The sequence below is a fragment of the Sphingobacterium paucimobilis HER1398 genome, assembly GCF_000416985.1.
Classification (GTDB): domain Bacteria; phylum Bacteroidota; class Bacteroidia; order Sphingobacteriales; family Sphingobacteriaceae; genus Sphingobacterium; species Sphingobacterium paucimobilis.
In genome coordinates, this window is record NZ_ATDL01000003.1 from 42,568 (window position 1) to 66,671 (window position 24,104).

The 24,104-nt window shown below is 38.9% G+C and carries 20 protein-coding genes; 9 read left to right on the plus strand and 11 right to left on the minus strand.

Going from position 1 to position 24,104, the window contains the following annotated elements:
* Positions 1 to 209: 209 nt before the first annotated feature.
* Entirely contained in the window at positions 210 to 2,612 is a 2,403-nt protein-coding gene (locus M472_RS24740) for a toxin-antitoxin system YwqK family antitoxin (protein WP_144062622.1), read from the plus strand.
* Positions 2,613 to 2,635: 23 nt separating this feature from the next.
* Here the strand turns inward: M472_RS24740 and M472_RS45580 are convergent, their stop codons facing one another.
* The 3 genes from M472_RS45580 to M472_RS24755 all read right to left on the minus strand — a co-directional run bounded on the left by M472_RS45580 (position 2,636) and on the right by M472_RS24755 (position 8,034).
* Entirely contained in the window at positions 2,636 to 4,108 is a 1,473-nt protein-coding gene (locus M472_RS45580; RefSeq protein ID WP_021068499.1) for a TPM domain-containing protein, read from the minus strand.
* Between the two features lie 63 nt (positions 4,109 to 4,171).
* Positions 4,172 to 5,629 carry a FimB/Mfa2 family fimbrial subunit gene (locus M472_RS24750; RefSeq protein ID WP_021068500.1) on the minus strand — a complete coding sequence of 486 codons (1,458 nt, stop codon included), beginning with the start codon at positions 5,627 to 5,629 and terminating at the stop codon, positions 4,172 to 4,174.
* 83 nt (positions 5,630 to 5,712) lie between these two features.
* On the minus strand, positions 5,713 to 8,034 hold the full coding sequence (locus M472_RS24755; RefSeq protein WP_022829233.1) for a glycoside hydrolase family 95 protein: 2,322 nt from the start codon (positions 8,032 to 8,034) through the stop codon (positions 5,713 to 5,715).
* Between the two features lie 208 nt (positions 8,035 to 8,242).
* On the opposite strand from M472_RS24755, the gene M472_RS24760 reads away from it, so the two are divergent.
* Both M472_RS24760 and M472_RS24765 read left to right on the plus strand, forming a co-directional pair.
* Positions 8,243 to 9,733, plus strand: a complete 1,491-nt coding sequence (locus tag M472_RS24760; RefSeq protein WP_021068502.1) for a catalase — start codon at positions 8,243 to 8,245, stop codon at positions 9,731 to 9,733.
* A 110-nt stretch (positions 9,734 to 9,843) separates the two neighbouring features.
* Entirely contained in the window at positions 9,844 to 11,016 is a 1,173-nt protein-coding gene (locus M472_RS24765) for a trans-sulfuration enzyme family protein (protein WP_021068504.1), read from the plus strand.
* Positions 11,017 to 11,070: 54 nt separating this feature from the next.
* Here the strand turns inward: M472_RS24765 and M472_RS24770 are convergent, their stop codons facing one another.
* The gene (locus M472_RS24770) at positions 11,071 to 11,646 is read right to left on the minus strand and encodes a hypothetical protein (protein ID WP_022829234.1); all 576 of its coding nucleotides are present in this window, start codon (positions 11,644 to 11,646) and stop codon (positions 11,071 to 11,073) included.
* A 427-nt stretch (positions 11,647 to 12,073) separates the two neighbouring features.
* Between M472_RS24770 and M472_RS24775 the strand changes: the two genes are divergently transcribed.
* Together M472_RS24775 and M472_RS24780 are read left to right on the plus strand one after the other, a co-directional pair.
* Positions 12,074 to 13,006 carry a lysylphosphatidylglycerol synthase transmembrane domain-containing protein gene (locus M472_RS24775; protein WP_021068506.1) on the plus strand — a complete coding sequence of 311 codons (933 nt, stop codon included), beginning with the start codon at positions 12,074 to 12,076 and terminating at the stop codon, positions 13,004 to 13,006.
* The gene (locus M472_RS24780; RefSeq protein ID WP_021068507.1) at positions 13,006 to 13,716 is read left to right on the plus strand and encodes an SDR family NAD(P)-dependent oxidoreductase; all 711 of its coding nucleotides are present in this window, start codon (positions 13,006 to 13,008) and stop codon (positions 13,714 to 13,716) included. The genes M472_RS24775 and M472_RS24780 overlap by 1 nt, the downstream gene beginning before the upstream one ends.
* A gap of 30 nt (positions 13,717 to 13,746) precedes the next feature.
* On the opposite strand, the gene M472_RS24785 is transcribed toward M472_RS24780, so the two are convergent.
* The 4 genes from M472_RS24785 to M472_RS24795 are packed head-to-tail and all read right to left on the minus strand — an operon-like array spanning position 13,747 to position 16,430.
* Positions 13,747 to 15,111 carry an alpha/beta hydrolase family protein gene (locus M472_RS24785; RefSeq protein WP_031301273.1) on the minus strand — a complete coding sequence of 455 codons (1,365 nt, stop codon included), beginning with the start codon at positions 15,109 to 15,111 and terminating at the stop codon, positions 13,747 to 13,749.
* A gap of 3 nt (positions 15,112 to 15,114) precedes the next feature.
* Complete coding sequence (locus M472_RS24790; protein ID WP_021068509.1) at positions 15,115 to 15,699, minus strand: hypothetical protein; 585 nt, start codon at positions 15,697 to 15,699, stop codon at positions 15,115 to 15,117.
* Positions 15,692 to 16,168, minus strand: a complete 477-nt coding sequence (locus M472_RS44300; protein ID WP_021068510.1) for a hypothetical protein — start codon at positions 16,166 to 16,168, stop codon at positions 15,692 to 15,694. Before M472_RS44300 ends, M472_RS24790 begins: the two co-directional genes overlap by 8 nt.
* A complete protein-coding gene (locus M472_RS24795) occupies positions 16,158 to 16,430 on the minus strand; it encodes a DUF2089 family protein (protein WP_021068511.1) in 273 nt (90 codons plus the stop codon). The genes M472_RS44300 and M472_RS24795 overlap by 11 nt, the downstream gene beginning before the upstream one ends.
* A 266-nt stretch (positions 16,431 to 16,696) precedes the next feature.
* Between M472_RS24795 and M472_RS24800 the strand changes: the two genes are divergently transcribed.
* Complete coding sequence (locus tag M472_RS24800) at positions 16,697 to 17,434, plus strand: lysophospholipid acyltransferase family protein (protein WP_022829235.1); 738 nt, start codon at positions 16,697 to 16,699, stop codon at positions 17,432 to 17,434.
* Here M472_RS24800 and M472_RS24805 read toward each other — a convergent pair.
* Together M472_RS24805 and M472_RS24810 are read right to left on the minus strand one after the other, a co-directional pair.
* Positions 17,431 to 18,495 carry a glycosyltransferase family 2 protein gene (locus M472_RS24805; protein WP_021068513.1) on the minus strand — a complete coding sequence of 355 codons (1,065 nt, stop codon included), beginning with the start codon at positions 18,493 to 18,495 and terminating at the stop codon, positions 17,431 to 17,433. The two genes, M472_RS24800 and M472_RS24805, sit on opposite strands and share 4 nt — an antisense overlap.
* Before the next feature lie 49 nt (positions 18,496 to 18,544).
* Positions 18,545 to 19,519 (minus strand): lysylphosphatidylglycerol synthase domain-containing protein, encoded by a 975-nt coding sequence (locus M472_RS24810; RefSeq protein WP_031301276.1) that lies wholly within the window; start codon positions 19,517 to 19,519, stop codon positions 18,545 to 18,547.
* A 230-nt stretch (positions 19,520 to 19,749) separates the two neighbouring features.
* Here M472_RS24810 and ruvC point away from each other — a divergent pair, with 230 nt between their 5' ends.
* Positions 19,750 to 20,313 carry a crossover junction endodeoxyribonuclease RuvC gene (ruvC, locus tag M472_RS24815; protein ID WP_021068515.1) on the plus strand — a complete coding sequence of 188 codons (564 nt, stop codon included), beginning with the start codon at positions 19,750 to 19,752 and terminating at the stop codon, positions 20,311 to 20,313.
* Here the strand turns inward: ruvC and M472_RS24820 are convergent.
* Positions 20,310 to 21,353, minus strand: coding sequence for a hypothetical protein (locus M472_RS24820; RefSeq protein ID WP_021068516.1), 1,044 nt, complete (start codon positions 21,351 to 21,353; stop codon positions 20,310 to 20,312). The two genes, ruvC and M472_RS24820, sit on opposite strands and share 4 nt — an antisense overlap.
* Before the next feature lie 282 nt (positions 21,354 to 21,635).
* On the opposite strand from M472_RS24820, the gene M472_RS24825 reads away from it, so the two are divergent.
* Both M472_RS24825 and mutL read left to right on the plus strand, forming a co-directional pair.
* Positions 21,636 to 22,106: an Lrp/AsnC ligand binding domain-containing protein gene (locus tag M472_RS24825; RefSeq protein ID WP_021068517.1), complete on the plus strand. Its 471-nt coding sequence runs from the start codon at positions 21,636 to 21,638 to the stop codon at positions 22,104 to 22,106.
* 113 nt (positions 22,107 to 22,219) lie between these two features.
* Complete coding sequence (gene mutL, locus M472_RS24830) at positions 22,220 to 24,094, plus strand: DNA mismatch repair endonuclease MutL (RefSeq protein WP_021068518.1); 1,875 nt, start codon at positions 22,220 to 22,222, stop codon at positions 24,092 to 24,094.
* Positions 24,095 to 24,104 lie beyond the last annotated feature (10 nt).

The following is a 24,104-nucleotide window of genomic DNA, read 5'->3' on the forward strand; positions in this document are numbered from 1 at the left end:
TATTTTAATAAGGATGGCTATTCACTTTGTCCGACAGGCTATATTTATTGAACCTACTTCAAACCCATTTTTCCTTTTTTAACAAAGCGAATTTAAGTAGGTAATGTCGCATTGTAAATTATGTTATTATCCTAATGGCTTTATCACCATATTTGGATAAATATTTTATTACAATGCACAAGGCAATCTATTTCATCCTTTTAACCATCTTGACAACACACATTGTTCAAGCGCAGGACATATTATACTTTGATGAAGACTGGCAGAAAACTACCAAGGATAAACATGTATATTATCGCCCTCTTCCACTAAAAAAGGAAGGTGAGTTACTTTTACTAAGAGACTACTACAAAGGTGGTCAATTACAAATGCAGGGATATCTCATAGCAGACAACCCTGAGATTTATGTAGGGGATGCCTATTGGTACGATGAGAAAGGCTTTGATACCAGCTTCAGTCAATACAAAAACAACAGTACCGTCAAACAGCTGAACTACTACTACCCTGATGGCAGCTTATGGCAAACGGTAAACTATGGGACAAACGGAAAAAAGGAAAAAATCACAACCTATCTGCATAACAAAGTAATCGCGACAGGGTATATATCTCCTTCAGAAGAACTCTCTGGCAATTTCAGTTATGGTCAGCCCCTATCATATTATGAATACAGCCCTTCTGATGAAGGAGTAATGTTAGAGAAAACAATTGCTGTCCCCACAGACCCCGTCACTAAAACGAAAGAACAGCGCTTTTACTTCATTACGGTGTTTTGGGAGAATGGAAACAAAGCGAGTGAAACCAAAGTAGCCTATAAACCGTATGGAGGAACGGCCGAAGTCTATAAAAAGACCTGGAATAAGGAAGGTAAATTTATTTCAGAAAAAAAGTATGACAGCGAGACACCTAACGCATCATACATAGAAGAAGAGTATTATACTAAAAACTATATCGCTACACAAATCCAAGAAACAACGCCCTACAAAAATGGAGAAAGATATGGTGTATCGATAGTCTATAGTAATAATGGAGACACACTGTATCGATCCGTTTTTAAACAGGATGAACTCCAAGAAGTCAATATATATCAAAACAATAAGCCCACTCAGAAAAACATATACCAAGACAGCAAACCCTACGATGGTATTTTTACGGATGAAATGGGGGGAGTCATCAAGGAGTTTAGATTACGTAAGGGTGTGAAAATAGACAAAGAATTCCTGAAAGAACAAGATAGTCAAAAAATATTAGCAGAAGGTGTCTATCAAAATGGGCAACCTTGGGATGGGACTTTCTTTAATGAAGGAGACTTATTCGAAATCCTACAGTACAAAAATGGTGTTCAGGAAGGAATACAGCGGGCATTTAGCAACTTATACTTTGAGCACATCAAGGAAGAGTATGAGATGAAAAATGGTCTACGCCATGGATATAGGAGAATGTATGAGGAAGATAGTCTTGTAAATGAAAGTATATATAAAAACGGTCAGATTGTTTCGGGAACAATTCAAGAGGATAATATGAAGCTCACCTATGCAAATGGAAAAGTAAAAACCCGCAGTCAATTCCATCACCGTGATGAAAACCGTCTGTTGTCCACAGAACAATTCGAAGACGATATCATCCAATCCATAACTTACTTCGATTTTTCGATCAAAGAACAGCCCAAGGCATCGTATACAGGTTATTTTAGAAATGAGAAGCCCTATGCTGGGTTCTTTAAGTTGGACACGCTGATTGATGATATTTCATTAATAGACTATTACGAGAATGGTACACTTAAGTACAAGTATTCTTTTGATTTTATCGAACAACTCGAAAATTATGAACATTATCTATATACTGTAAAAACCAGCTATAAAGAAGGACAGCCGATATCTGGTCCTCTTTACAAGAGAGTCGGAAGGGAACGTCTATTACAAATCGATTACACAGAAGGGAAAATCAACCATTTCGATGTCAATTTATTCGGCATGCACTATTTTGCCCGTATATCCTTCCAACTCAACAATAACATTTTATCCATATCCGGAGGTAACTCTCCGATAGCAATAAAGGCATATCAGGCAGATCAAAGTATCATTGCTGACCTCTATAAGGACAATCAAATCTTCAGAAAAGGACAGGAAAGCATACAAATAAAAGAAGGTAGTCCAAACTCCATAACATTTTATTATATCAAAGATGGGCAAATCAAAACATTCGCAACCTCCATCCTCCCTTTCATGGATGAAGACATCGACCACAATGATCTAGTCATGAAGCTGTACCCTATGTTTCCTATGAATAATACAACAGACATGCAGACCTTGCTTAACAAATTTCTCAACAAATTTGAAACAGAGGATCTAGAGGAAACATTTGAGTATGGTATCGGTGAAAATTTTCCTTTTAAAATGGAAGATATACTAACAACCGTCGAATTTGATCAAAATGGAGCAATTGCCTATGGAATACGCCCAATTATTCAACCTGATGGCAGCATTCTTATAGAAGGCATTGAAAACGGGAAGATAAAGAAAAAAACAACATTTAAAAGTATTCCCGAATTGCTCAAGAACAATAAGGCTGACTTCAAGAAATTTGAGCACAATTTACTCAATGATATAAATTAAAAAAGGACAGACAGGAGGACCAACTACCATCGCCCTCCTGCACCCCCTCCTCCTGAGGATCCTCCTCCAAAGCTACCGCCCCCGCCGCCTCTTGAAGAAGAACCTCCTCCTCCCGAAGAGCTACTACTAGACTCTCTGGTTTTCATCGGAATAGTAAAAAATTTTATATGTTTAAAATATTTACAGTTTTGACAAGCGTCAAACTGCTCCCCCTCCCCCGAGGAGGAGTAAGTAGCCGAACGGATAGTCTGTATTTTTTTGACTTCCAAAGTAAAGTAATGGCATTGCGGACAATCGCTATAATGCGAACTTCTATCCCAAGGTAGCAAACGTATCTCTTTATTGGCTGTATTCATCCAGATTTCGTAGCGTAAGCTCTTGATCGATTCCTCTTTTTTCTGACCAGAATCAAGATAGCGCTGCGCCTTTGCTTTCGTATCTCCACGATTGATCCGAATCCAGTTACCACTGCTATCAGGAGGAGTAAAACGACCTGCATTACGTCGAAAACGATTTAATATTCCTCCCAGATCAAACCAAGCTAATGGAGTAAGTAACATCGGAATCAATAAATATGACACGTATTTTTTCAATCCCTTCTGTATATCCTCTTCATCTTTGAAGCTCTCTACGATTTTAGTTTTACCATTTGTGATTTTCATGGCAAGTATCAATGCTAAAAGAACAAACACAAAATAAGGCAGGTTCTTGCGTTGATAAATTTCTTCCAGATTATTGAAAATAAAAACGAAAATGAAAAGTGTCAAAAACATAAGGAGCAGCATACAGCCCATCCCCCAGAATATAGGCGCTATCAGCTTAGGCTTGTTCTTCGTTCCTTTCAATATACGTCCAGAAATATAATGCACATATAGATACAAGCCCGTAAACAAAGCTAACATCCAAAGTGTATTCACCAGAATAGGGTTACGTGTGCTCCAAAACGGAGCCGCATCAGGCATCAAACGTTCCAATTCTGCAACCGAATCAGGGGATTTCAATATCTTCTCAATAAAACGAGAGGCTTCCAATACACCTTGGTCATAATCTTCATTTCGAAAGTTAGGGACTAAATAGGTCTCACCAACCCGTTTTAAATAAGCGTCCGGAAAGATAGCCTCCATGCCATACCCCGATATAAATCGATACTCATGTCGATCTTTAGAAATAAACAATAACAAACCATTATTTGCTTCTTTTTTTCCTATACCCCACTTATTAAAAAGCTCCAGCGCGAACTCGAAATCGCTATCACCTTCATAGTCGTTGACCAACACAATAGCATACTCGGCTTGAGTCAGGCTATCGATACTCGCTGAGATTTCATTCAGTTGAGCTACGGCATAATATCCCAATATCTGATCAGGATCACTCACAAAATAATTCTGGCCCTGTGTTTTAGGGTTAGGCACAGTCTGTACGGTATATTGCCCAAAAACAGAAAAGAAAGACAAAAAAATAAGTATTCCTATACTAGCAGATAATCTTCTAAACATTCAAAATCAAAATTTGTCGCCTAAAAGTAAGTAACAAACCTTGATTTTGAAGAATGTTTTTTCCTAGAAAGATTCCTCTTGTTGGCCACTCCAATCCATATCCCGTTGTATTTGAAAAGTTCCAATAGGATCTACATCAATCAAGAGATTTCCTCTAAAAACAAGTTGCATATTCTGTTTTAACGTACTCTGCAATTGAAACGTACGCAGCACTCCATTGGTACCCAACAAAGAAATACTGTATTTAATTGGTACCGCTAAAGTCTGCTCTCCCATAAATTGATTAAAAACCAATTGCTTATTCTGCTGAAAATCATCGATAATCTCCACATCGCTTTGATCTAAAATAGGATTGGTCATATTGGAATTGAAAGGTGCAAAGAAAAATGGCTCATGCTGTTGGCTGATACGTATTTTGCTTATTACCGACAAATCTGACGCATCTGTAAACTCTAATTTGATCTGACTGAACAACCTCCTTAGTTTCACTTCATGATCAGTCTCTCCATCTACCTCCAACTCGCCATAATAGCCAAAAATATCAGCGTTTGAGTTGGAAAAATGATTCCCTACATAAAAGTTGGAAAGTGTCGGATTAGAAGTAAGAATCAAATCTCTATTGGATGTATTCGACACAAAACAGATCGAATACTTGCCTTCAGGCAAATTAAGTTTCAAACTAGATACCTCTTCATATTTAATTGTGCCTGTCACCACAACTTCGGGCTTAGTCTTATGGAAAAGATAATAATGAAGTTTATCTATCGCTCCGCCACCACCTGACGAAGAAGCCATTCCCACTAAACGTATATTGTCAAAACGCCAAGTGCCAGTTGACTCACTATATGCGCTTCCCTCCTCTCCTCTATCTCCTGCTTTGGGAATAATTTTAAACCAAAGATTAGTAGCAGCAATATTCTTTGATGACAGCTCGTAGACGTAGGACTGTTTAGCTCCGCTAGTTTTTGTATTGCCAAACTGATTTTCTATTTGTAAAACTTCATATTTCTCTCCTTCGTTTATCGAATAATAGATTTCAAAATCTTTAGGTCCCGTATCAGAGCTACCTGTATCAAAAGCGAATTGGGTGATTTGTTCAGCTCCTTGAATCGGCATTTTGATCAATACCTCATTAGCTGCTTTTATGGAAAGAGACTTGCCGGGGGGATACTCTTCAAATTTATAGCCTGTTATATAAGAAGAAGTACCATGCGAAACGATCTCAGGTGCTTTCACCGTCTGATAAGCAATATCAGGTGCTAAGCTTTCATTATTGAACGACCAAAAATAAAGATAGCCTTCCACATAATTCGACACCGGATTGGCACTTTGAGTCCCGATTGGAGGAGACGAACTCTTTAATACAATGGATTCACTGGTAAACCCAGAGATTTTAAACTGAACAGCGTGCAGGTTTTCATTTTGGTCATCTACGGATCCTTCTTTCTTACAGGCGGCAACGGCTAATAAAATGATGAAATAAAATGAAAGCCTATCTTTTTTGACAAATAGACTTCTCATAATTCTATATAATTAGTTTATAAAAATATTGGGAGATAATTCCCCTTACCCCTAATATAGATAAAACATTTTAAATCAACAAATTACCCCTTAACAATATAAACTTCTTCCTTACCATCCACACGAACACGAACCTGATCACCCTTTTTTCCATTAATCCTATAAGACTGTACCTTTCCGTCTTTCCAAGTAATATCCACGATCTTATTTCCTCTAGCCCGAAGACCTTTTACTTTGCCCTCCTGCCATGCTTGAGGCAAAGCAGGCAACAAATGAATATAACCATCTTGGCTCTGTAACAACATTTCTGAAATACCTGCTGAGCCTCCAAAATTTCCATCGATCTGAAATGGAGGGTGCGCACAGAATAGATTTGGATAAGTCCCAGATCCTGCTCTACCATTCCCCAAAAACGCTGGCTTCATCAACTGTCGCAAAATCTCCAGAGCATGATCACCATCATGAAGCCTCGCCCAGAATAATATCTTCCAAGCTCTGGACCAGCCCGTGCCTTCGTCGCCCCGAACCTCTAGTGTTTTCTTAGCCGCTTTGGCCCAATCAGGTGTTGTATTAGGAGAGATAAATGCCGCCGGATATAGGCCATAGAGATGCGAAACATGTCTATGAGTACGTTCTATTTCCTCATAGTCTTCCAACCACTCCATAATACGTCCGGACGAACTAATACGTACAGCTGGCGGAATATCCTTAAGATCAGCACGCAAGGTATCAGCAAAATCATCTTTAAGGCCCAACACTGAGTCTGCACTAATCACAGCTCCATATAATTCCCTCACAATTTGATTGTCGATGGTAGGTCCCATTACAACCGAAGCCGTTTTACCATTAGGCAATCTAAAACCATTCTCGGGAGAGACAGAAGGTGATGTAACCAACCATCCTGTTTTCGGATCTTTGACCAAAGTTGCCTGATAGAACTTCGCCGCTCCAGCCAACAAGGGATATATCTCTCTTAGATAAGCTTCATCCGCACTAAAAAGATAATGCTCCCATAAATGATTACATAACCAACCAGAGGCCGTACTCGCTCCCCAAGAAGCATTCTCTCCTGGAGCAGAATACCCCCAAATATTGGTCATCATATACACCACCCATCCAGGAGCATTGTAATAAGCCTTTGCCGTCTTTTCGCCTTCTTTAGCTATTCTTTTGATCAACTCTATAAAAGGTTTATGATATTCCGGAAGATTACCCACTTCTACTCCCCAGTGATTCATTTGTGCGTTAATATTCAAGTGATAATCACCATTCCAGGGCGTCTGAATCTCATGTGCCCACATCCCCTGCAAGTTAGGAGGAAGTGCCTTTTCGTATTTCGGTGCAGTACTGGAAATCATCAGGTATCGTCCAAACTGATAATAGAGCGCTGCCATTGCATTATCTTCTTCAGGATGTTCGAAAAAGCTTTGGATCCGTTGATCCGTGGGGAAATTTGCTTTAGAAACCTGATCCTTCAGACTTAGTTCGACTCGCCCAAACGTGCGTTGATACTCCCGTAGATGTGCAGCAAACAGCTTATTATAGCTCCATTGTCCAGCGTTCTCCAGGTTAGTTGACACATCAGTATCGGGAGATTTACTATAATAACTGGTCGACGCTGTAAAATAGACCAATACCTCGTCTGCCTCTTTGACGATAATCTGGTTATCATACAACTGCTGCTTCCCGCCCTTCGCCACCACCTTAATTTTACCGACAAACTCCAACCCATCTCCTCCCACGCCATTCGGTAGTCGGCCTGTTATAGTGATTTCATCTTGCCGCAGCTCATAGTCCTTTACATCTTGGTCGCGGTAAAAGTGGAGCGCAAAACCGATAGACTTCTTCTTATTTGCTGATAGTCTCACGACACCGACATTCTGATCCTGAGAGGTGAAATACTCCCGTAAATAATGGACCCCATTGGCTTCAAAACTCGTTTCTGCTTTTGCCGTCCGTAAGTCTAAACTTCGTCTGTAATTAGAAAAGTCCCCTTCTATAAAATGAATAAAATTTAGGAAACCAAAGTTCTGAAAGCATCCATAGGGGACAGTAAATCCATTGCCATGCCCTGAACCTTGACCACTACAAACGAAATTCTGATTGACAAGCTTCTCAGCTTCATCATTCTTCCCTTCAAAAAGTAGCTGTTGGATACGTCCAACACTTTTGTAAGCATTGTAATTATTCGGATCCTGTTCTGAACCAGACCACATGGATATTTCATTAAGAACGATTTGCTCCTCTTTGACACCCCCGTACGGCATCATCCCTATCCGACCATTGCCCAAAGGGAGTGCCTCCTCCCAATTTGTAGCAGGCTTGTCATACCACATCTTAAGACCTTGGCCATAGACAATAGAAAAAGTGCAGAAAACTGCCACTATAGTACAAATCTTCTTCATTACTAATGAGTAAATTAAATTCTGCAACTTTTTACAATCTTAACTAAGGTACATAAAGATTAGCCATTTACACGAATCACCTCATTAAAGATATAAATCCAGACTATAGTGTATAGTTTTTTACGATAAGAATCTACTGCTTTTTTGGTATAATTTTGGAAAACAAAAACAGAGGTAAAAACATTTACTATATATAACACTAACAGCTATGGAAGAGAACAAGAAAAAAATTACTACCGCATCGGGCAATCCTGTGCCATTTTATCAAGATTCGATGACTGCTGGTCCAAGAGGCCCCATTTTATTGCAGGACTTCTTTCTTCATGAGAAACTAGCTCACTTCAACAGAGAGCGAATCCCAGAACGCATCGTTCATGCCAAGGGTTCGGGTGCCTATGGTACTTTCACAGTGACACATGATATTTCAAAATACACAAAAGCGAAATTCTTAAATCAACTGGGTAAAGAAACCCGTGTATTTTTAAGATTTTCGACCGTAGGTGGTGAACGCGGTTCTGCTGATTCAGAAAGAGACCCTAGAGGTTTTGCCTTAAAATTCTATACAGAAGACGGCAATTATGATTTAGTAGGCAACAATACCCCCGTGTTCTTTATTAAAGATCCTCGCAAATTCCCTGATTTTATCCATACACAAAAAAGAGACCCCTACACCAATTGTAAATCGGCAACTATGATGTGGGACTTCTGGTCATTGAACCCCGAATCGCTGCATCAGGTTACCATACTCATGTCAGATAGAGGAACCCCCTACGGCTTCCGTCATATGCATGGATACGGTTCACACACGTTTTCAATGATCAATGCCAATAACGAAAAAGTATTTGTAAAATTTCATTTCCGAACACAGCAGGGGATCAAGAACCTTACTGGCGAGGAGGCCGATCAAATGCGAGCAAAGGATATGGACTACGCGCAACGCGACCTTCATACTTCCATTGCAAATGGAGATTTTCCAAAATGGAAACTCTATATCCAGGTCATGACCGACGAACAAACAAAAACATTCAAATGGAATCCTTTCGACCTCACAAAGGTATGGTCGCAAAAAGAATACCCTCTGATCGAAGTCGGTGTTTTAGAGCTTAATGAAAACCCTGACAATTATTTCGCTCATGTCGAACAAGCCGCATTTGCACCGGCTCATGTGGTGGATGGCATCTCTTTTTCACCGGACAAGATGTTACAGGGACGCATCTTATCTTATCCGGATGCACACCGTTATCGCCTAGGCGCAAATTTCGAGCAAATCCCTGTGAATAGATGTCCGTTTATGGTCAACAATTACCAAAGAGATGGTTACATGCGGGTAGATGGAAATGGTGGTTCTACACCGAATTATTTCCCAAACTCTTTTGACGATAACCGCGAAGCCCGGGAATATGCCGAACCCGCCCTACACCTAGACAGTGCCATCGCTGATCACTATGACAGAAATGCGAATGACGATGACCATTATACCCAACCTGGAGATCTATATCGTTTGTTAGACCAAGAACAAAAAAATCACCTCATTGCTAATATAGTTGGTGCAATGTCCGGAATAGAAGGTCCCAAGCGCGATGAGATAATCATGCGACAATTGTGCCACTGGTTTAGAGCTGATATGAACTTAGGTATGGGCGTAGCCAAAGGCTTAGGTTTTTCTATGGATAAACTAAGTGAATATATGGCGAAATAAAGATCAACAAAAAAAAGCTACCAATTTGGTAGCTTTTTTTTGCATAAGCAGCAAATAGGTTTTATTTTTATAAAAAAAAGCAATGACCGTAAAAAACAAGTAACATACATATGAAAAAAGATCAGTCCCGAATAATCAGAGAACAGGCACCACGTTCTGCAACAAGAGAGCACTCGGTACCCTTGTACCTGACCTCTAGCTTTATTTTTGATAACGCAGAACAGGGACGAGCTATTTTTGCTGATGAAGAAGAAGGAATGATCTACTCGCGTTATGCCAATCCCAATACCTCTGAATTTATAAACAGGGTGTGTGCTTTGGAAGATGCCGAATCGGGATTAGCTTTTTCCTCCGGTATGGCTGCTGTATTCGCTTCATTTGCGGCTTTTGTTGAAAATGGAGATCATATCGTATCTAGCCGAGCCATTTTTGGTTCTACACACCAGCTTTTAACCCAGTTACTTCCTCGGTGGGGAGTAACCACTACCTATGTCAATAGTGCAAAGATATCCGAATGGGAGAATGCCATACAAGAAAACACAAAAATTGTCTTTCTAGAATCTCCTTCCAACCCTGGACTCGAATTATATGATCTCAAGAAGCTTGGTCAATTGAAGAAAAAGTATCCTAATATTATCTTTTCTATCGACAACTGTTTTGCTACTCCTTATCTGCAAAAGCCCCTACAATACGGATTTGACTTGTCTATACATTCCGCCACAAAATATATGGATGGCCAAGGCCGTGTTTTAGGTGGTGTCATTACGGGAAATAAATCATTGATGACCAAGCTGATGTTCTTTATCCGGCATACCGGCCCCGCCATGTCGCCTTTCAACGCTTGGACATTATCCAAAAGCTTAGAAACTCTTGGTCTCCGGATGGATCGACATTGCTCGAATGCCTTGGCCATTGCCAAAGCTTTGGAAAAACATCCGGAAATAATCAGTATACGCTACCCTTTTCTTCCATCTCACCCGCAATATAAATTGGCACAGAAACAAATGAAAGCAGGCGGAGGCATTGTTACATTGGAAGTAAAAGGAGGACAAGAGCGTGCTTTCCAGTTTATTGATGCCCTGAAAATGATCCTTTATACATCTAATTTGGGGGATTCCAGGACAATCGCAACACACCCCGGATCCACAACGCACTCCAAATTAACCGACAACGAAAAAACAAGTCTAGGGATTAGCCCAGGCACAATAAGACTTTCTGTTGGTCTAGAAGATCTCGAAGACATTCTTGAAGACATCCTACAAGCGCTGGAAGTGACAAAATAAAAAAGAGGGACACCATCTATATAGCGCCCCTCTTTCTGTATTGTAATGATACTTTTAATCCGCTTGTTTTGAAAAGTTGAAAACAAGGTGTCCACTAGCACCATTATCCAATGGAATAGGCATTTTTAACACCAAAGACTGTTGATCTGCAAAAGACAATCCTAACGCATAACCATTCTTGACATTTGCAGCTTTATCTCCTGCATATATTTTCTTAAACTGAAATTCGGGCTCACCTCCCATTTTCCCTGGGTCATAGATAGACCAAACGATCGTACGCACAGCACCATTAGCACACAGCTTACCCGAAGAATTGAACGTGATACTTCCCGTCTGATTTCTAAAACTTCCAGCAGGCAAATGCCATACGCTACCTATGAAACATTCTACAGGAGCCTCATCAAAAATATTCTTTATGGTATAGGAGTCAGGTATATCTTGACGTGTCACAGAATTTAACACCCATGTTCCTTTTACACCCGCACGCCATTGAGAAGCAGAGGGACCTGTTACTGATGTTGTAGAAGAACCATTATTGGTACCGGAGGCTCCTTTTTTTTGAGCTCCACATGAGGTTACCAACATTATCACTGTAAAAAGTGACAGTAGGGAAAGAATACGTTTACGCATAATTATAATTATTAAATAATCTATGATGTATATTTGCAAAGATATAAAACATTGATATCTTAATTAGCGATGACATCCAAAAATCATACCATAAGTAGAATTATAGCCAAAACGTTAATACGTCTACTCGTTATTATTCTGGCATTTTCTATTTATCTCTATTTTGCAAAAGGGGATCAGTTAGCCTCTACCCTACATTTTGAAAACATATGGTCTTTAGCTTTTCCCATAGCGCTATTCCTAATTGTATTTATACTCATGTTCATAAGCTTAAAGCACAAGTTTATACACTCAGATATCAATTGGCTTTTTTCTCTATCTTGTATATTCTTCATAGTTTATCTTATCCTATTATATTCTAGGATCTACCCCCTAATATAATGGATATGATAATGTAATTTTGTAGGCTACGAAAAGTAAGATTAGCATGAAGAATAAAACAACACTAAATGTTGTAAAAAATATTTTCAAAGTAATTGTCACGTTTGGTGCGCTATACTGGGTTGCACAAAAAATTGATTTTAAAGATCTAAAAGAAGCACTTGTTGATTGCAATTGGGGGTTTCTCTTCTTAGCTCTATGTGCCTATACCTTATCTATACTGATTGCTTCTTCCAGATTAAACTCTTTTTTCAAAGCTATCCATTTAAAACTCAGTGAACGCTACAACCTGAGGCTATACCAACTGGGGTTACTCTACAACTTCTTCCTTCCCGGTGGCATAGGCGGGGATGGCTATAAGATATACTTCTTGAAAAAAAATCACGACGTATCAGGCAGGAAGGTTTTAAGCGCCGTTTTCTTTGACCGGCTTAGCGGCTTGTGGGCTCTCGCTATCATCATATGTGCGCTCGTGATATTCATGCCAAGGTTGGCCATTCCTAATATACTTCCAATTTCAGTGGCGGTTATTGGCACAGCCTCCTATTATTTCTTTTTACATCTTTTGTTCCGTGGATTTTCCAAGAAATTCATCAGCACACATATCAAGGCGTTAGCCGTGCAGAGTTTTCAGGTTATCACAGCAATACTGATTTTATACTCGCTCAACTTCGACGAAAAATTCTCACCATACCTGCTTATCTTTCTCGTATCCTCTTTGGTTGCTATCGTTCCTTCGATCGGAGGAGGCGTAGGGTTACGGGAGCTGGTGATGATATATGGAGCAAATTATTTCCAAATCGACGAACATACGGCAGTTTTGGTCAGCCTGTTCTTTTATATAATTTCTCTTTTAGTGGCATGTTCTGGTATTTACTATATCTTTAGACCACAACGATTAGGGGCTGACCGTTTACCATCCGTGGCAGAGGTTGAAAAAGAAATCGACAAAGAAACTTTAGACGAAAACAATTTATAATGGCAAATATTATTATTACTGGGGCAAGTAGCGGTATCGGTTTTGAAGCAGTACTGGATCTCACTGCCAATAAAGAAAACAATGTAATAGCACTGGCTAGATCAGCAGACAAGTTGCGAAAACTACATGAAATAGCATCTTCATTAAACCATGACGGAGGGAAATTCTATCCTGCTCAGTTTGACATTGTGTATGATAACTATGCAGAATCCCTAATCCCCTTCATCACCTCAAAATTTGACAAAGTAGATATTTTGATAAATAATGCAGGAGCATTAATCAACAAACCTTTTTTAGAAACCTCAACTGAAGACTTTGCACAGATGCTACAAAGCAACCTGCTAGGCCATATCAATATGATCAAACACGTAGTGCCTTTAATGACCGAAGGGGGACACATCATCAATGTCAGCAGCATGGGAGGTTTTCAAGGATCTTCCAAGTTCCCTGGCTTAAGTGCTTATTCCAGCAGTAAAGGGGCACTTGCTGTTTTAACGGAGTGTCTTGCTGAAGAATTCAAAGATCGAGGCATAAAAGTCAACTGCCTAGCACTTGGCTCTTCTCAAACCGAAATGTTCGAGTCTGCTTTCCCAGGAATGCAAGCAGGCACCCTAGCTTTTGAAATGGGACGATACATTGCCGAATTTGCCCAAAATGGTGCTAAATATTATAATGGGAAAGTATTGCCCGTAGCTAATACGACTCCGTAAAAAATAAAGAGCATTCCTGCTCTTTATTTTTTATAATCCTTTTATCCAGTCTGCAATGTCCTTCAAAAGCTGAACGCTTATCGTTTCTTCGATCTGAGCATATTCTGTCACTTGTCCGGTTTTAGCGTGTTGAAACAGATGATTCAATCCTTCGTACTCCTTCAATACATTTTTCTTGTTCTTAGGCAAAAGATCAAACAGACTTTTGAGATTGACATCAGCCGGCACCTGAACATCCAGTGAGCCAAATGCTGCAAAAACCGGCACTGTAATCTTTGGCAGGTACTGTTCTGGTTCGATACGAACAAAATAACGGTAGGCAGGGGCCAACATCGTCATCAATTCAGTCTGTAATTCCGTACTTCCGTTATTTTCAATCACCCCTCCAACGTTTCCCATCAATGCCGTATAGGCCTCTGCCGTAGTTAGGTCACTTTTTATAATTGCAAAATTCTTGATATTAATCTGCTTAGCTATATCAAGATTAGCCTCACTTATGCCACCACTTTTACCGATAGCATACAGCTGCTCCACCATCAGCCTATCAATTGAAATAGCAGGCCCCGCCAAAGAGACAATAAAAGACAAACCAGACAGTCCCTGACCTGCCAATAACTCTGCTATCAATCCGCCCTCGCTATGACCAATAATTCCCAGCTTCTGTGGATCCACTTGTTTTTGTTTCTTTAGGAACTCCAATGCTGCAATAGCATCTTTACTGAAGTCTTCAATTGTACTCGTTTCAAACACTCCACCACTCAATCCCACCCCTCGGTCATCATAACGCAAAACCACAACACCTTGGTTTGTCAAATAATCCGACAGAATCTTAAAAACCTGGTGTCCAAATAGTTCCTCATTTCTATTCTGTGCACCAGATCCTGTCAACAAAATGACAGCAGGATAACGACCAGACTTCTTGGGGTAAGACATCGTACCAGCCAAAGTAATCTTATCATAATTATTCCTAAAACTAACATCTATCGTATCATAACCATAGGGAGGTTGCGGGGTCTGCGGTCTAATTAAAGGCTTCAAGGCCGTATCAGCTCCTGTCTGCCGAGCCAAAAGTAGGGGAAGTTTTACACCTGCCTGCATAAATGTAGCCTTTATCGTGCTATCGTCAAACAAAACGCCAGATATTCGTATTCCACCTTGCAACTGAACAAAAATAGAATCTGCACCAAAACTCACCTTCCCTGGTATACCATGAACGCCTTGCTTTGGACTGTCCCCCTCGACCATCCATTGTCCGTTGGTTAGTTTCAACTTCAAGACAAAGGGTAGACTTGCGCTTCCATAACTTAAATCTCCTTGCCACCTGCCTTCGTAATCTTGTGAAAAACCCAAGCAGCATTGCATCAGGATAAAGAATAATAAAATACAAATACGCATCAATTAGATATATAAATTAAGAAACTGTAATAGCGTGTTTAATAAGAGGACCAAAAGAACGATAATAACCATATCTCCCCCTTTCTTACTATTCATTGCAATTTTCATTCCCATTGTCAAAAGAATAAAGAAAACAATCAGACAACCAATCGAAAAGAAACCAAAAATGAGCATTAAAATGATCTTATCCAGCGGAATCTTACTGGGATCATCGATATGATCTAACACCAGAAATTCGATCGATTTCAAAAAATCAGATACAACAGGTATACTACTTACCAATAGCAATACATACATCCCGAAATGGGCAATCAGCACCGTATTAAGCACATCGACAAATCGTGTTCGACTAAACCGGATCAGTGCAAAAAAATACAATAATAGCGTATTAGCTATTATGGTAAACCCTAAGTTATACAAGGAAGAATACCATTCTTTAGGTTTCACATGCACCAGTTTTAAGGACCCCAGCATCAATGTATCACTATAGTTGGTCAACACAACTGCAAACGCAAAACCTATGAATCCGAACAGAAGCAACTTCTTTTCGGAACTATCTACAAAGGGGTTGAATGTCATATTAGCCATTTTCTCTTATTTTTGTGATAAACTGTTGAATTTCCTCGGGATGTTGTGTGCCTACGAGAATCTTCTTTCCATTTTTAAATTCAAGCTGCACTCCATATTTCCCTTTGCTGGTATACGCTACCCCACCACTTCCAATCCGATGCCCCCATCCACCAAATTCGTACAGAGAATATTTACGGATATATACTTTTTGAACGTCTCTCCAAGCCCAACGCTTTCGCCATGCAAAGGGCAAAAATGTAATCTCGATCCCATCCGCATCTATAGTCGTACATAACCTGGCAAAGGCAAAATAGATAATTAACGCCAGGATTATCAACAAACCAAAATCAAAGGTTAGGTCGCCTATTTCCTTACGTTCACGATAAATATCTATCAGAGGAATCAACAAGAGCAATGACAGCAAAACAATAACCCATATCTTTGCAAAACTCTGCTTCTCCAGGTAAATATTAGAATTATTTTTCATGTTGTAAATCATTTACTTTAGCGATTAAATCATCTAATCTGTTGCGGACCGTAGGATAACTTTTCCCAAGCTTAGAAGCCATATCTTTAATACTTCCTGAACTCAATAAAAATTCCAGCACAAACTCTTGTTCTTCAAGATTAAGCTGCATATACACAGGCAATCGATAGGTTCCAGACACCTCTGTATCACAGTTCGTACAATTAAGCTTGGCTACTTGTAATTTTCCATCACAACTCGGACACTTCACGGGTAATTTCATATGTGTATAATTATTTCATGATCGGCATCTAGAGGTCTCATGATTGTTTGTGTTTCGATAAACAGGAGTATCTCATATCAACAAACCAAACAAGAACCTAAATATTAACAAACAAAACATTAATATTATTACATACAATTTAAACATTATTAAACAAAAAGCCAAATAGATTAATAAAAATGAACAAAGGACTATCTGCTCAAGATTGCTCAATTGTATTGCATATACGCTGTAATTTCTCTAAGTTTGCTGCATTATTTTTTTGTATGAGAAGATTTTTTGGATACCTTCTGACTCCTATTTTTTATTTCTGTTTTGCAGTTGCACTTTTGATTTTCCACCCGATTCAATGGTTATGCCTAAAATTGGGCGGCTATACAGCTCATAAGCGGAGTGTAGATATCCTTAACTTCTTTCTCACTTCTTGTAATTATACGCTATTCAATTCGGTACAGTTTACCGGACATGAGAAACTGCCTATTGGCGTTCCCATCATATTTGTAGCCAATCATCAAAGTATGTTTGATATCCCTGCTATAATATACCATCTAAGGAAACATCATGCTAAGTTCATTTCAAAGATAGAGCTTGCTCATGCTGGAATCCCAAGTATATCCTTCAATTTGCTACATGGAGGAGCTGCTAATATCGATCGCAAAGACCCCAAACAATCCATAGCAGAGATATTAAAATTGGCCAATAACATGAAACAAAAAAATTGGTCTGCTGTCATATTTCCAGAGGGAACACGAACTAAAACAGGGAAAATGAAAAATTTCTCCGTTGGCGGTATTGCAACACTATTAAAGAAAAATCCGAATGCCCTCGTCGTTCCTATAGCTATAAACGGTTCTTACCAAATGGTGCAATATGGAATGTTCCCACTGAGACCATTCACTAAAATGACCTGGGAGGTATTAGCCCCTATAGACAAGGAAGGACTAAATGCTGAAGAGATCGTAAAACAAGCAGAAGATCTGATCAGATCAAAAGTAGAACATTAATTTACCTGCCTGCCCTTCCAATCATATTTACCTGTATTCCCAGCTATACCGATATATACCATATAAAAGCTATGGACTATAGATAGAATTGGTACATATTTTAATAATTCTTTTCTGCCCATAAAGGAAGAAATAGGTACCATAAAAAAGAATTCTACAATTATCTTTAAAGCAAAAGCAGTCAAAAGAAGCCAGTTAAACTCAGGCATTCGGATAAAAAACACAAGCAGAGAAACCAAAAGAGCTAGATTAAATAGCCAAATACTCACTCCTAACGCCACTACTTTTTTATTCTTATACTTCGTACTCTTAGAGGCCCATCGTTTACGTTGGCTGATAAACGATTTCAGATCAGGTTTAGCATCAGTATACACAATCGCCTCCTTTGACTTACAAAAGCCAATTTTATCGGCATATTTCTCTGCTACTTTATGAAGGAAAAGCTCGTCATCTCCCGATGCTAGATTATCAATACCTGTGAATCCTCCCATTTCAAAAAACACAGATTTTCGATAAGCTAGATTCGCTCCGTTACAGGTCGTAGGAGAACGAAGACCGATCCCAGCAGCCCCCAAGCCAATGAGATACATAAACTCCAACGTCTGCAACTCTTCGAAATGGCTTTTTTCTTCCGAATATAAAACTGGAGAAGAAACTAAATAACTATCGTGAGCTTCGAAATATTGTACTATTGTCTGGAGCCAATTCTCTCCCATCCTACAATCCGCATCCGTAGTTACTATAATATTCCCAGCAGCCATTTCAATGGCTTTAGTAATGGCATATTTTTTATAAGAATTAAGTTTATCACCTACTGAAAGCTGTAGCAACTTCACTCCTTTATCGGAATACGACTGTACGATATCCGCAGTTGTATCGGTCGAATGGTCATCAACAATAATAAGCTCAAGTCTCTCCCTAGGAAAATTTTGATGCAATATACACTCGATAGTACGCGCAATATTATCCTCCTCGTTACGCGCCGCAATGAGCACCGAAACGGTTTCGGATATAGAATCAGTTGATTTAAAATAAGGTATATTTCTCCATCCCTTACGCATGTAAAAGACAAGGAAGACATATACTACAGCACAAAATATTAGGGCAAAATTAAGAATTACTATCACTTAGGTAATTAACATTCAATACAAAAAAAGAACCAATAATAGCCGGCAGAATCAAGTTAACAAACCATATACAAGAAACAATAGCCATGACTGCTATCTCCTGTGTGGTAACATAACTATATAGATTGCTAGCGACAAAACTACGTACACTAAAGTCAAATATATCCAATGAAGGTACAGCAGCTTGCACAAAGAAAAGAATAAAAATCATTAATATCATAGATATCAACGGTATTTCAGGCAAAATAACCACCATCAGTATCACATATTGTGATGTAAAAATCACAAACCTAGCCAAAGAAAGAAGAAGGACATGGAGAAGTTCCCTGGAACTTACATCTTTTAAAACAGAAAAAAAAGGTTTCACTTTACTTAGCCAACTCAATTTCCCAACAAGATGATCTATCCATTGTACGTTAAAATATAACAATAAAAAAGCAAATGCGTAGATTATGGCAATCATCCAAATGGCCAAAATAACCGAAGCAGGAGCATCTATAAAGACTGTAACAAACCAAGCGATGCTTAGTGCACCAAAAAAACTAGTCAATACCAGTTGAGCGAACAGCCCTACTCCCATCAATACAGCACCTCGTGCGCGATTCTTTGGTTGTAGAAGCAATACACGTCCCCCATACTCTCCGATTCTATTAGGGGTGAATATTGCCCAAGTCAAACCGCAGAAAACGGACTGTATAGCTTTCCAATAGCTCAGAGACTCTAGATTCCGACTTAGATATCTCCATTTGACGACCTCTAAGAACCAATTACACAACATCAAAACAACAACAACGCCCAACGTCACATACATGGTTGATGATGGAATGCTCTTCACTAATGAAGTAAATGCCAGCAGATTTTGTTGATTATTGACCTTGGTTATTATAAACCAAATTGCCAAACCTACAATACCGAACTTAATGCCGTAATTAAGATATTTTTTCTGTGTCTTTGTCAATTTCAAAATTTTGAAAGCACAATTTTAAGCATATTTTTTCAGTACCCCTATTTTTTACAGCTTGTTTAAAATTTTCGAGACATTTTTATTATATCCAATAAATACATAAAACAGCATCACTAGTCTATATGGTAATAAGCGGCATGTATGATTCCTGTTCTCTAACAGGCCTACGAAGATCAAAACTAACCACAGTCAAAAGCAAACAAATAATTACTTAGTTTTGTACCATGCAAAAGGAAAAGGCCAAAGAAAGAATTATTTTGGGAATTGACCCAGGGACCATCGTTTTGGGATATGGAGTCATAAAAGAAGTCGGAAAAAAAATAACTTTGGAAACGCTGGGCGTTGTAAAGATGGGACATCTTGACGACCATGGCCTGAAACTGCAGCGTATATTTAAAAAAACCTTAGCCTTAATTGAAGAGTATAAACCGGACTGTGTCGCTTTAGAAGCTCCCTTTTACGGTAAAAACATTCAGGTCATGCTAAAACTAGGGAGAGCACAAGGAGTAGCCATGGCTGCAGCTCTCAGTCAGGATATCCCCATTTTTGAATATGCTCCACGAAAAATAAAACAATCTGTAACGGGCAATGGAAGTGCAAGTAAAGAACAGGTTGCGGCTATGCTGCAGAGTTTGTTGGGTTTTAAAGAAACTCCGGAGTTTCTAGATGCTACAGATGGTCTAGCCGTGGCAGTATGTCACTCTTTTCAACAGAACACCACTACAGGTAGTAAAAGCTACTCCACCTGGTCAGCGTTCATTAAAGACAATCAAGATCGGATCCGCTAGAGCTGCACCTGTCTGATGACATTTTTAACATTTAGCTCTACAATATCCGTCATACTCTTACATCGATAATAATTGTCATTATTATAATATCCTGCATATCCTTCTCGAAGCTGAATGATATTTTCAACGGTTGATAACTGCTGAGTTTGAGAAGCATCTCTCAAATCTTTTATGCGATGACGCTCACTCCGCACACGATGTACAATAGAAGACCGTTCTTCCTGTTGATACTGCAAGACTGTCCTATCATTCAAGTGTTCCATACAGAGTTTGACATAAGGAAAATTTTCCTTAAAAAACTGAGGCATATATACCTTTGGATTACCTTCATAAAACTGTTGGTCAAAGTCAATTGCTCTTATCCTGAACTGAAAATCGTCAAAATCTGGAGTTATTTGCATGACAAAGTTGTAGGCCCGCATATCGCCCAACAACGATATAATACAACGCTCATTAAACTTAACAAACTCCTTGGCAATTCTTGTCTGATTGTAATCGGGATTTTCGATTCTCCCCTTACTAAAAACATCGCCCGGAATGCCTACGATATGCTCCTCTACCAAAGTGTCACGATCATAGACATAGTTCACTTGGTTGGGAGAAAGAATCTCCTCTAATTCAAGCCCATAAATTCGAGAAGCATCGGCTTGTTTAATATAAAAATAATCATAGACATCATTCAATCGATTTACTATCCGAATTCTAAATGGCTTTGTATTACCAAATGCACAGTACTCAATCCTATCTATAATTTTATGCTGTACTATTCGTGTATTTCCAGACGCCTTAAGCACCGCATAAACGACCTTCAATCCTTCGTACAATTGATCCTGCAAATGCGGCGGATATAGCGGAGTCTCCCAAAAGGTATCGTTACCATTCTTATCCATCACAGGCACTGTCTCTTGGAAATGTAATAAATCATAGTAAGAAATCGGCAATTTGGCTTCCCGTTGATACATTTTAAGGTATTTCAACAAACCAATACCAACCGAAAATATCGGCTTCTTGCGTGAAATCTTTACATCATCAATCTCCATAAATAGTTACTTAATTCTTTAATTTTTATAAAGATAAAGAAAAGCGGCAGTGTAAAAAAACAGAACTATTATTAAAATATCACAAAATACAATTCATTTTTTTCAAAAAATAAAAATACAATATGATTTTTTGTTATTAATTTTGAAAAATATTAAACAGAAAAAAAGTCATCGTTTCAGTGCGCTGATCTATTAAAAACGTATTTTAAGATCAAGCAATAAGAAACCTGATATTTATTATTGACAAACACAATAAAAGAAACAGTATAATTTTTACATTCTATGGAAAAAAACTATTCAAATTACGATCTAGATAATCTTGACGTTCAGATTTTATCCATTTTAATGGAAGATGCATCTATTCCATATACAGAAATAGCAAAGAAATTAATTGTCTCTGGAGGAACCATACATGTCCGTATGAAAAAAATGGAGGAACTTGGTATCATACATGGTTCCAACCTTATTATAAACCCGCAGAAAGTTGGTTTTGATATAACAGCATTTTTAGGGATCTACCTAGAAAAGGGATCTCAGTATGCTGATGCAGTAGAGCAACTGAGACAAGTCAAGGAGGTCGTTGAATTGCATTACTGTACAGGTCAGTACAGTATGTTTGCCAAAATCATATGCAAGGATACTGCACATCTCCGTAAAGTTCTTAATGAAGACATACAAGGACTAAAAGGAATACAACGTACAGAAACCATTATCTCTTTAGAAGAGAGCATAAAAAGGCAAATCACATTATAAGAAAGAGTTACTTATGGCAGGCCAGGATCTGCCATAAGTAAAAAGCCTATGGCTGCTAGGTAAAAGCCATAATTGATATCACACATAAAGGTTTTTTCGTAACTTCGCAACGTATGTCTGATATTATACAATTACTCCCAGATTCCGTTGCCAATCAGATCGCCGCAGGTGAAGTGGTCCAAAGACCTTCCTCTGCTGTGAAAGAACTCATAGAGAATGCTATCGATGCTGGAGCAGACCGTATCAAGTTGATCGTTAAAGATGCCGGCAAAACCCTAATTCAGGTCATAGACAATGGATGTGGGATGAGTATTACCGATGCACGCTTATGCTTTGAGCGACACGCTACCAGTAAGATTAGAAAAGCAGAAGACTTATTTGCGATCCGCACGATGGGATTCCGTGGTGAAGCAATGGCATCTATCGCCGCAATCGCTCACGTAGAACTAAAGAGCAAACGTGTAGAGGATGAACTGGGTACCATTGTTGAGATAGAAGGCTCTAAGGTAATTGACCAACGCCCGGAAGCACTGCCTGCTGGAACAAGCATAGCAGTAAAAAATCTCTTCTATAATATTCCAGCTCGACGCAACTTTTTAAAGAGCAACTCCGTCGAAATGCGTCATATTATTGACGAATTTCAGCGGATCTCACTAGCCCATCCTGATATTTTTTTCAGCTTACACAGTGACAACAATGAGCTCTTTCATCTCTCACCAGGTAGCTTAAAACAACGAATAGTTCATCTCTTCGGAAATAATTATAATCAAAAATTAGTACCGGTAGAAGAAGAAACAACAATCATCAATATTCAAGGGTTTATTGGCAAGCCCGAATATGCAAAAAAAACAAGAGGGGAACAGTTTTTTTTCGTCAACAAGCGATTCATAAAAGACCCTTATTTAAATCATGCGCTCATGAATGCGTATGAAGAAGTCTTACCTACGGACAGCTTCCCTCTATATGTCTTATTTATAGAGATTGATCCTTCAAAAATAGACATCAATGTCCATCCCACAAAGACTGAGATCAAATACGAAGATGACAAAGCGATATATGCTATTTTAAGATCCGCAGTAAAGAGATCACTAGGTCGATATAATATCACTCCTTCTTTGGACTTTGACCAAGAGACAAGCTTTAGTAATTTAATATCCACCAAACCGTTGGATGAAATACAAGCGCCAACAATTTCTTTTAACCCGAATTTTAACCCCTTTGAGGACGGAAGTGATTTCCCGACATCCTCCAAAACCTCGAGATCGGAAAGCTATTCGAAAGGTTTAGAAAAGAAAATAGGTATGCCTCAAAATTGGGACACACTGTATCAGATTACGGAACAGGAGGAGCACTCCCAACTGTCCCTTCATCCAGAACAGACCGAAACGGAAGAAACCTTTAAATACAAGAGCGAGGACAAAAAGCTTTTTTTTCAAATCCATAACAAATATATCATCTCTCAAATTCATTCAGGCTTCATGCTCATTGACCAACAAGCTGCGCATGAACGTATTTTATTTGAACAGTACAAGGAGCATCTAGAAAATAATAAAGGATCCAGCCAACAAAGTCTATTTCCCAGTACGCTAGAGCTATCCGCTTCAGATTTCGCACTGATGGGAGAACTCCTTCCTGAACTACAGACATTAGGCTTTCAACTTCGTCCTTTCGGAAAAACTACTTATATTGTCGATGGAATTCCTGCTGATCTCGGAACGAATATTAATGAAGCGAAAATTGTCGACCAGCTGTTAGAAGACTACAAGCATAATGCTTCGGAACTCACACTCAGCAAAAGAGAAAATTTGGCTAGGAGTTTAGCTAAAAATGCCGCGATTAAACCGGGAACAGCATTAGATAACGAATCGATATCCGACTTAATCGACGCTTTATTTGCCTGTGAAAGCCCTAATGTTTCTATACATGGCCGGCCGACAATCATAACCATCACCCTGCAAGAATTGATGGAAAAATTTAATAAAATTTAGAAAAGCATAC

What these genes read in the sequence shown, in the direction of transcription:
- ruvC (WP_021068515.1), top strand. Translation starts at nt 19,750, where the DNA reads ATGCAAAAGGAAAAGGCCAAAGAAAGAATTATTTTGGGAATTGACCCA.
- mutL (WP_021068518.1), top strand. Translation starts at nt 22,220, where the DNA reads ATGTCTGATATTATACAATTACTCCCAGATTCCGTTGCCAATCAGATC.
- M472_RS24805 (WP_021068513.1), bottom strand. Translation starts at nt 18,495, where the DNA reads ATGCGTAAGGGATGGAGAAATATACCTTATTTTAAATCAACTGATTCT.
- M472_RS45580 (WP_021068499.1), bottom strand. Translation starts at nt 4,108, where the DNA reads ATGTTTAGAAGATTATCTGCTAGTATAGGAATACTTATTTTTTTGTCT.
- M472_RS24785 (WP_031301273.1), bottom strand. Translation starts at nt 15,111, where the DNA reads ATGCGTATTTGTATTTTATTATTCTTTATCCTGATGCAATGCTGCTTG.
- M472_RS24825 (WP_021068517.1), top strand. Translation starts at nt 21,636, where the DNA reads ATGGAAAAAAACTATTCAAATTACGATCTAGATAATCTTGACGTTCAG.
- M472_RS24790 (WP_021068509.1), bottom strand. Translation starts at nt 15,699, where the DNA reads ATGGCTAATATGACATTCAACCCCTTTGTAGATAGTTCCGAAAAGAAG.
- M472_RS24775 (WP_021068506.1), top strand. Translation starts at nt 12,074, where the DNA reads ATGAAGAATAAAACAACACTAAATGTTGTAAAAAATATTTTCAAAGTA.
- M472_RS24820 (WP_021068516.1), bottom strand. Translation starts at nt 21,353, where the DNA reads ATGGAGATTGATGATGTAAAGATTTCACGCAAGAAGCCGATATTTTCG.
- M472_RS24770 (WP_022829234.1), bottom strand. Translation starts at nt 11,646, where the DNA reads ATGCGTAAACGTATTCTTTCCCTACTGTCACTTTTTACAGTGATAATG.
- M472_RS24750 (WP_021068500.1), bottom strand. Translation starts at nt 5,629, where the DNA reads ATGAGAAGTCTATTTGTCAAAAAAGATAGGCTTTCATTTTATTTCATC.
- M472_RS24800 (WP_022829235.1), top strand. Translation starts at nt 16,697, where the DNA reads ATGAGAAGATTTTTTGGATACCTTCTGACTCCTATTTTTTATTTCTGT.
- M472_RS44300 (WP_021068510.1), bottom strand. Translation starts at nt 16,168, where the DNA reads ATGAAAAATAATTCTAATATTTACCTGGAGAAGCAGAGTTTTGCAAAG.
- M472_RS24780 (WP_021068507.1), top strand. Translation starts at nt 13,006, where the DNA reads ATGGCAAATATTATTATTACTGGGGCAAGTAGCGGTATCGGTTTTGAA.
- M472_RS24765 (WP_021068504.1), top strand. Translation starts at nt 9,844, where the DNA reads ATGAAAAAAGATCAGTCCCGAATAATCAGAGAACAGGCACCACGTTCT.
- M472_RS24755 (WP_022829233.1), bottom strand. Translation starts at nt 8,034, where the DNA reads ATGAAGAAGATTTGTACTATAGTGGCAGTTTTCTGCACTTTTTCTATT.
- M472_RS24760 (WP_021068502.1), top strand. Translation starts at nt 8,243, where the DNA reads ATGGAAGAGAACAAGAAAAAAATTACTACCGCATCGGGCAATCCTGTG.
- M472_RS24795 (WP_021068511.1), bottom strand. Translation starts at nt 16,430, where the DNA reads ATGAAATTACCCGTGAAGTGTCCGAGTTGTGATGGAAAATTACAAGTA.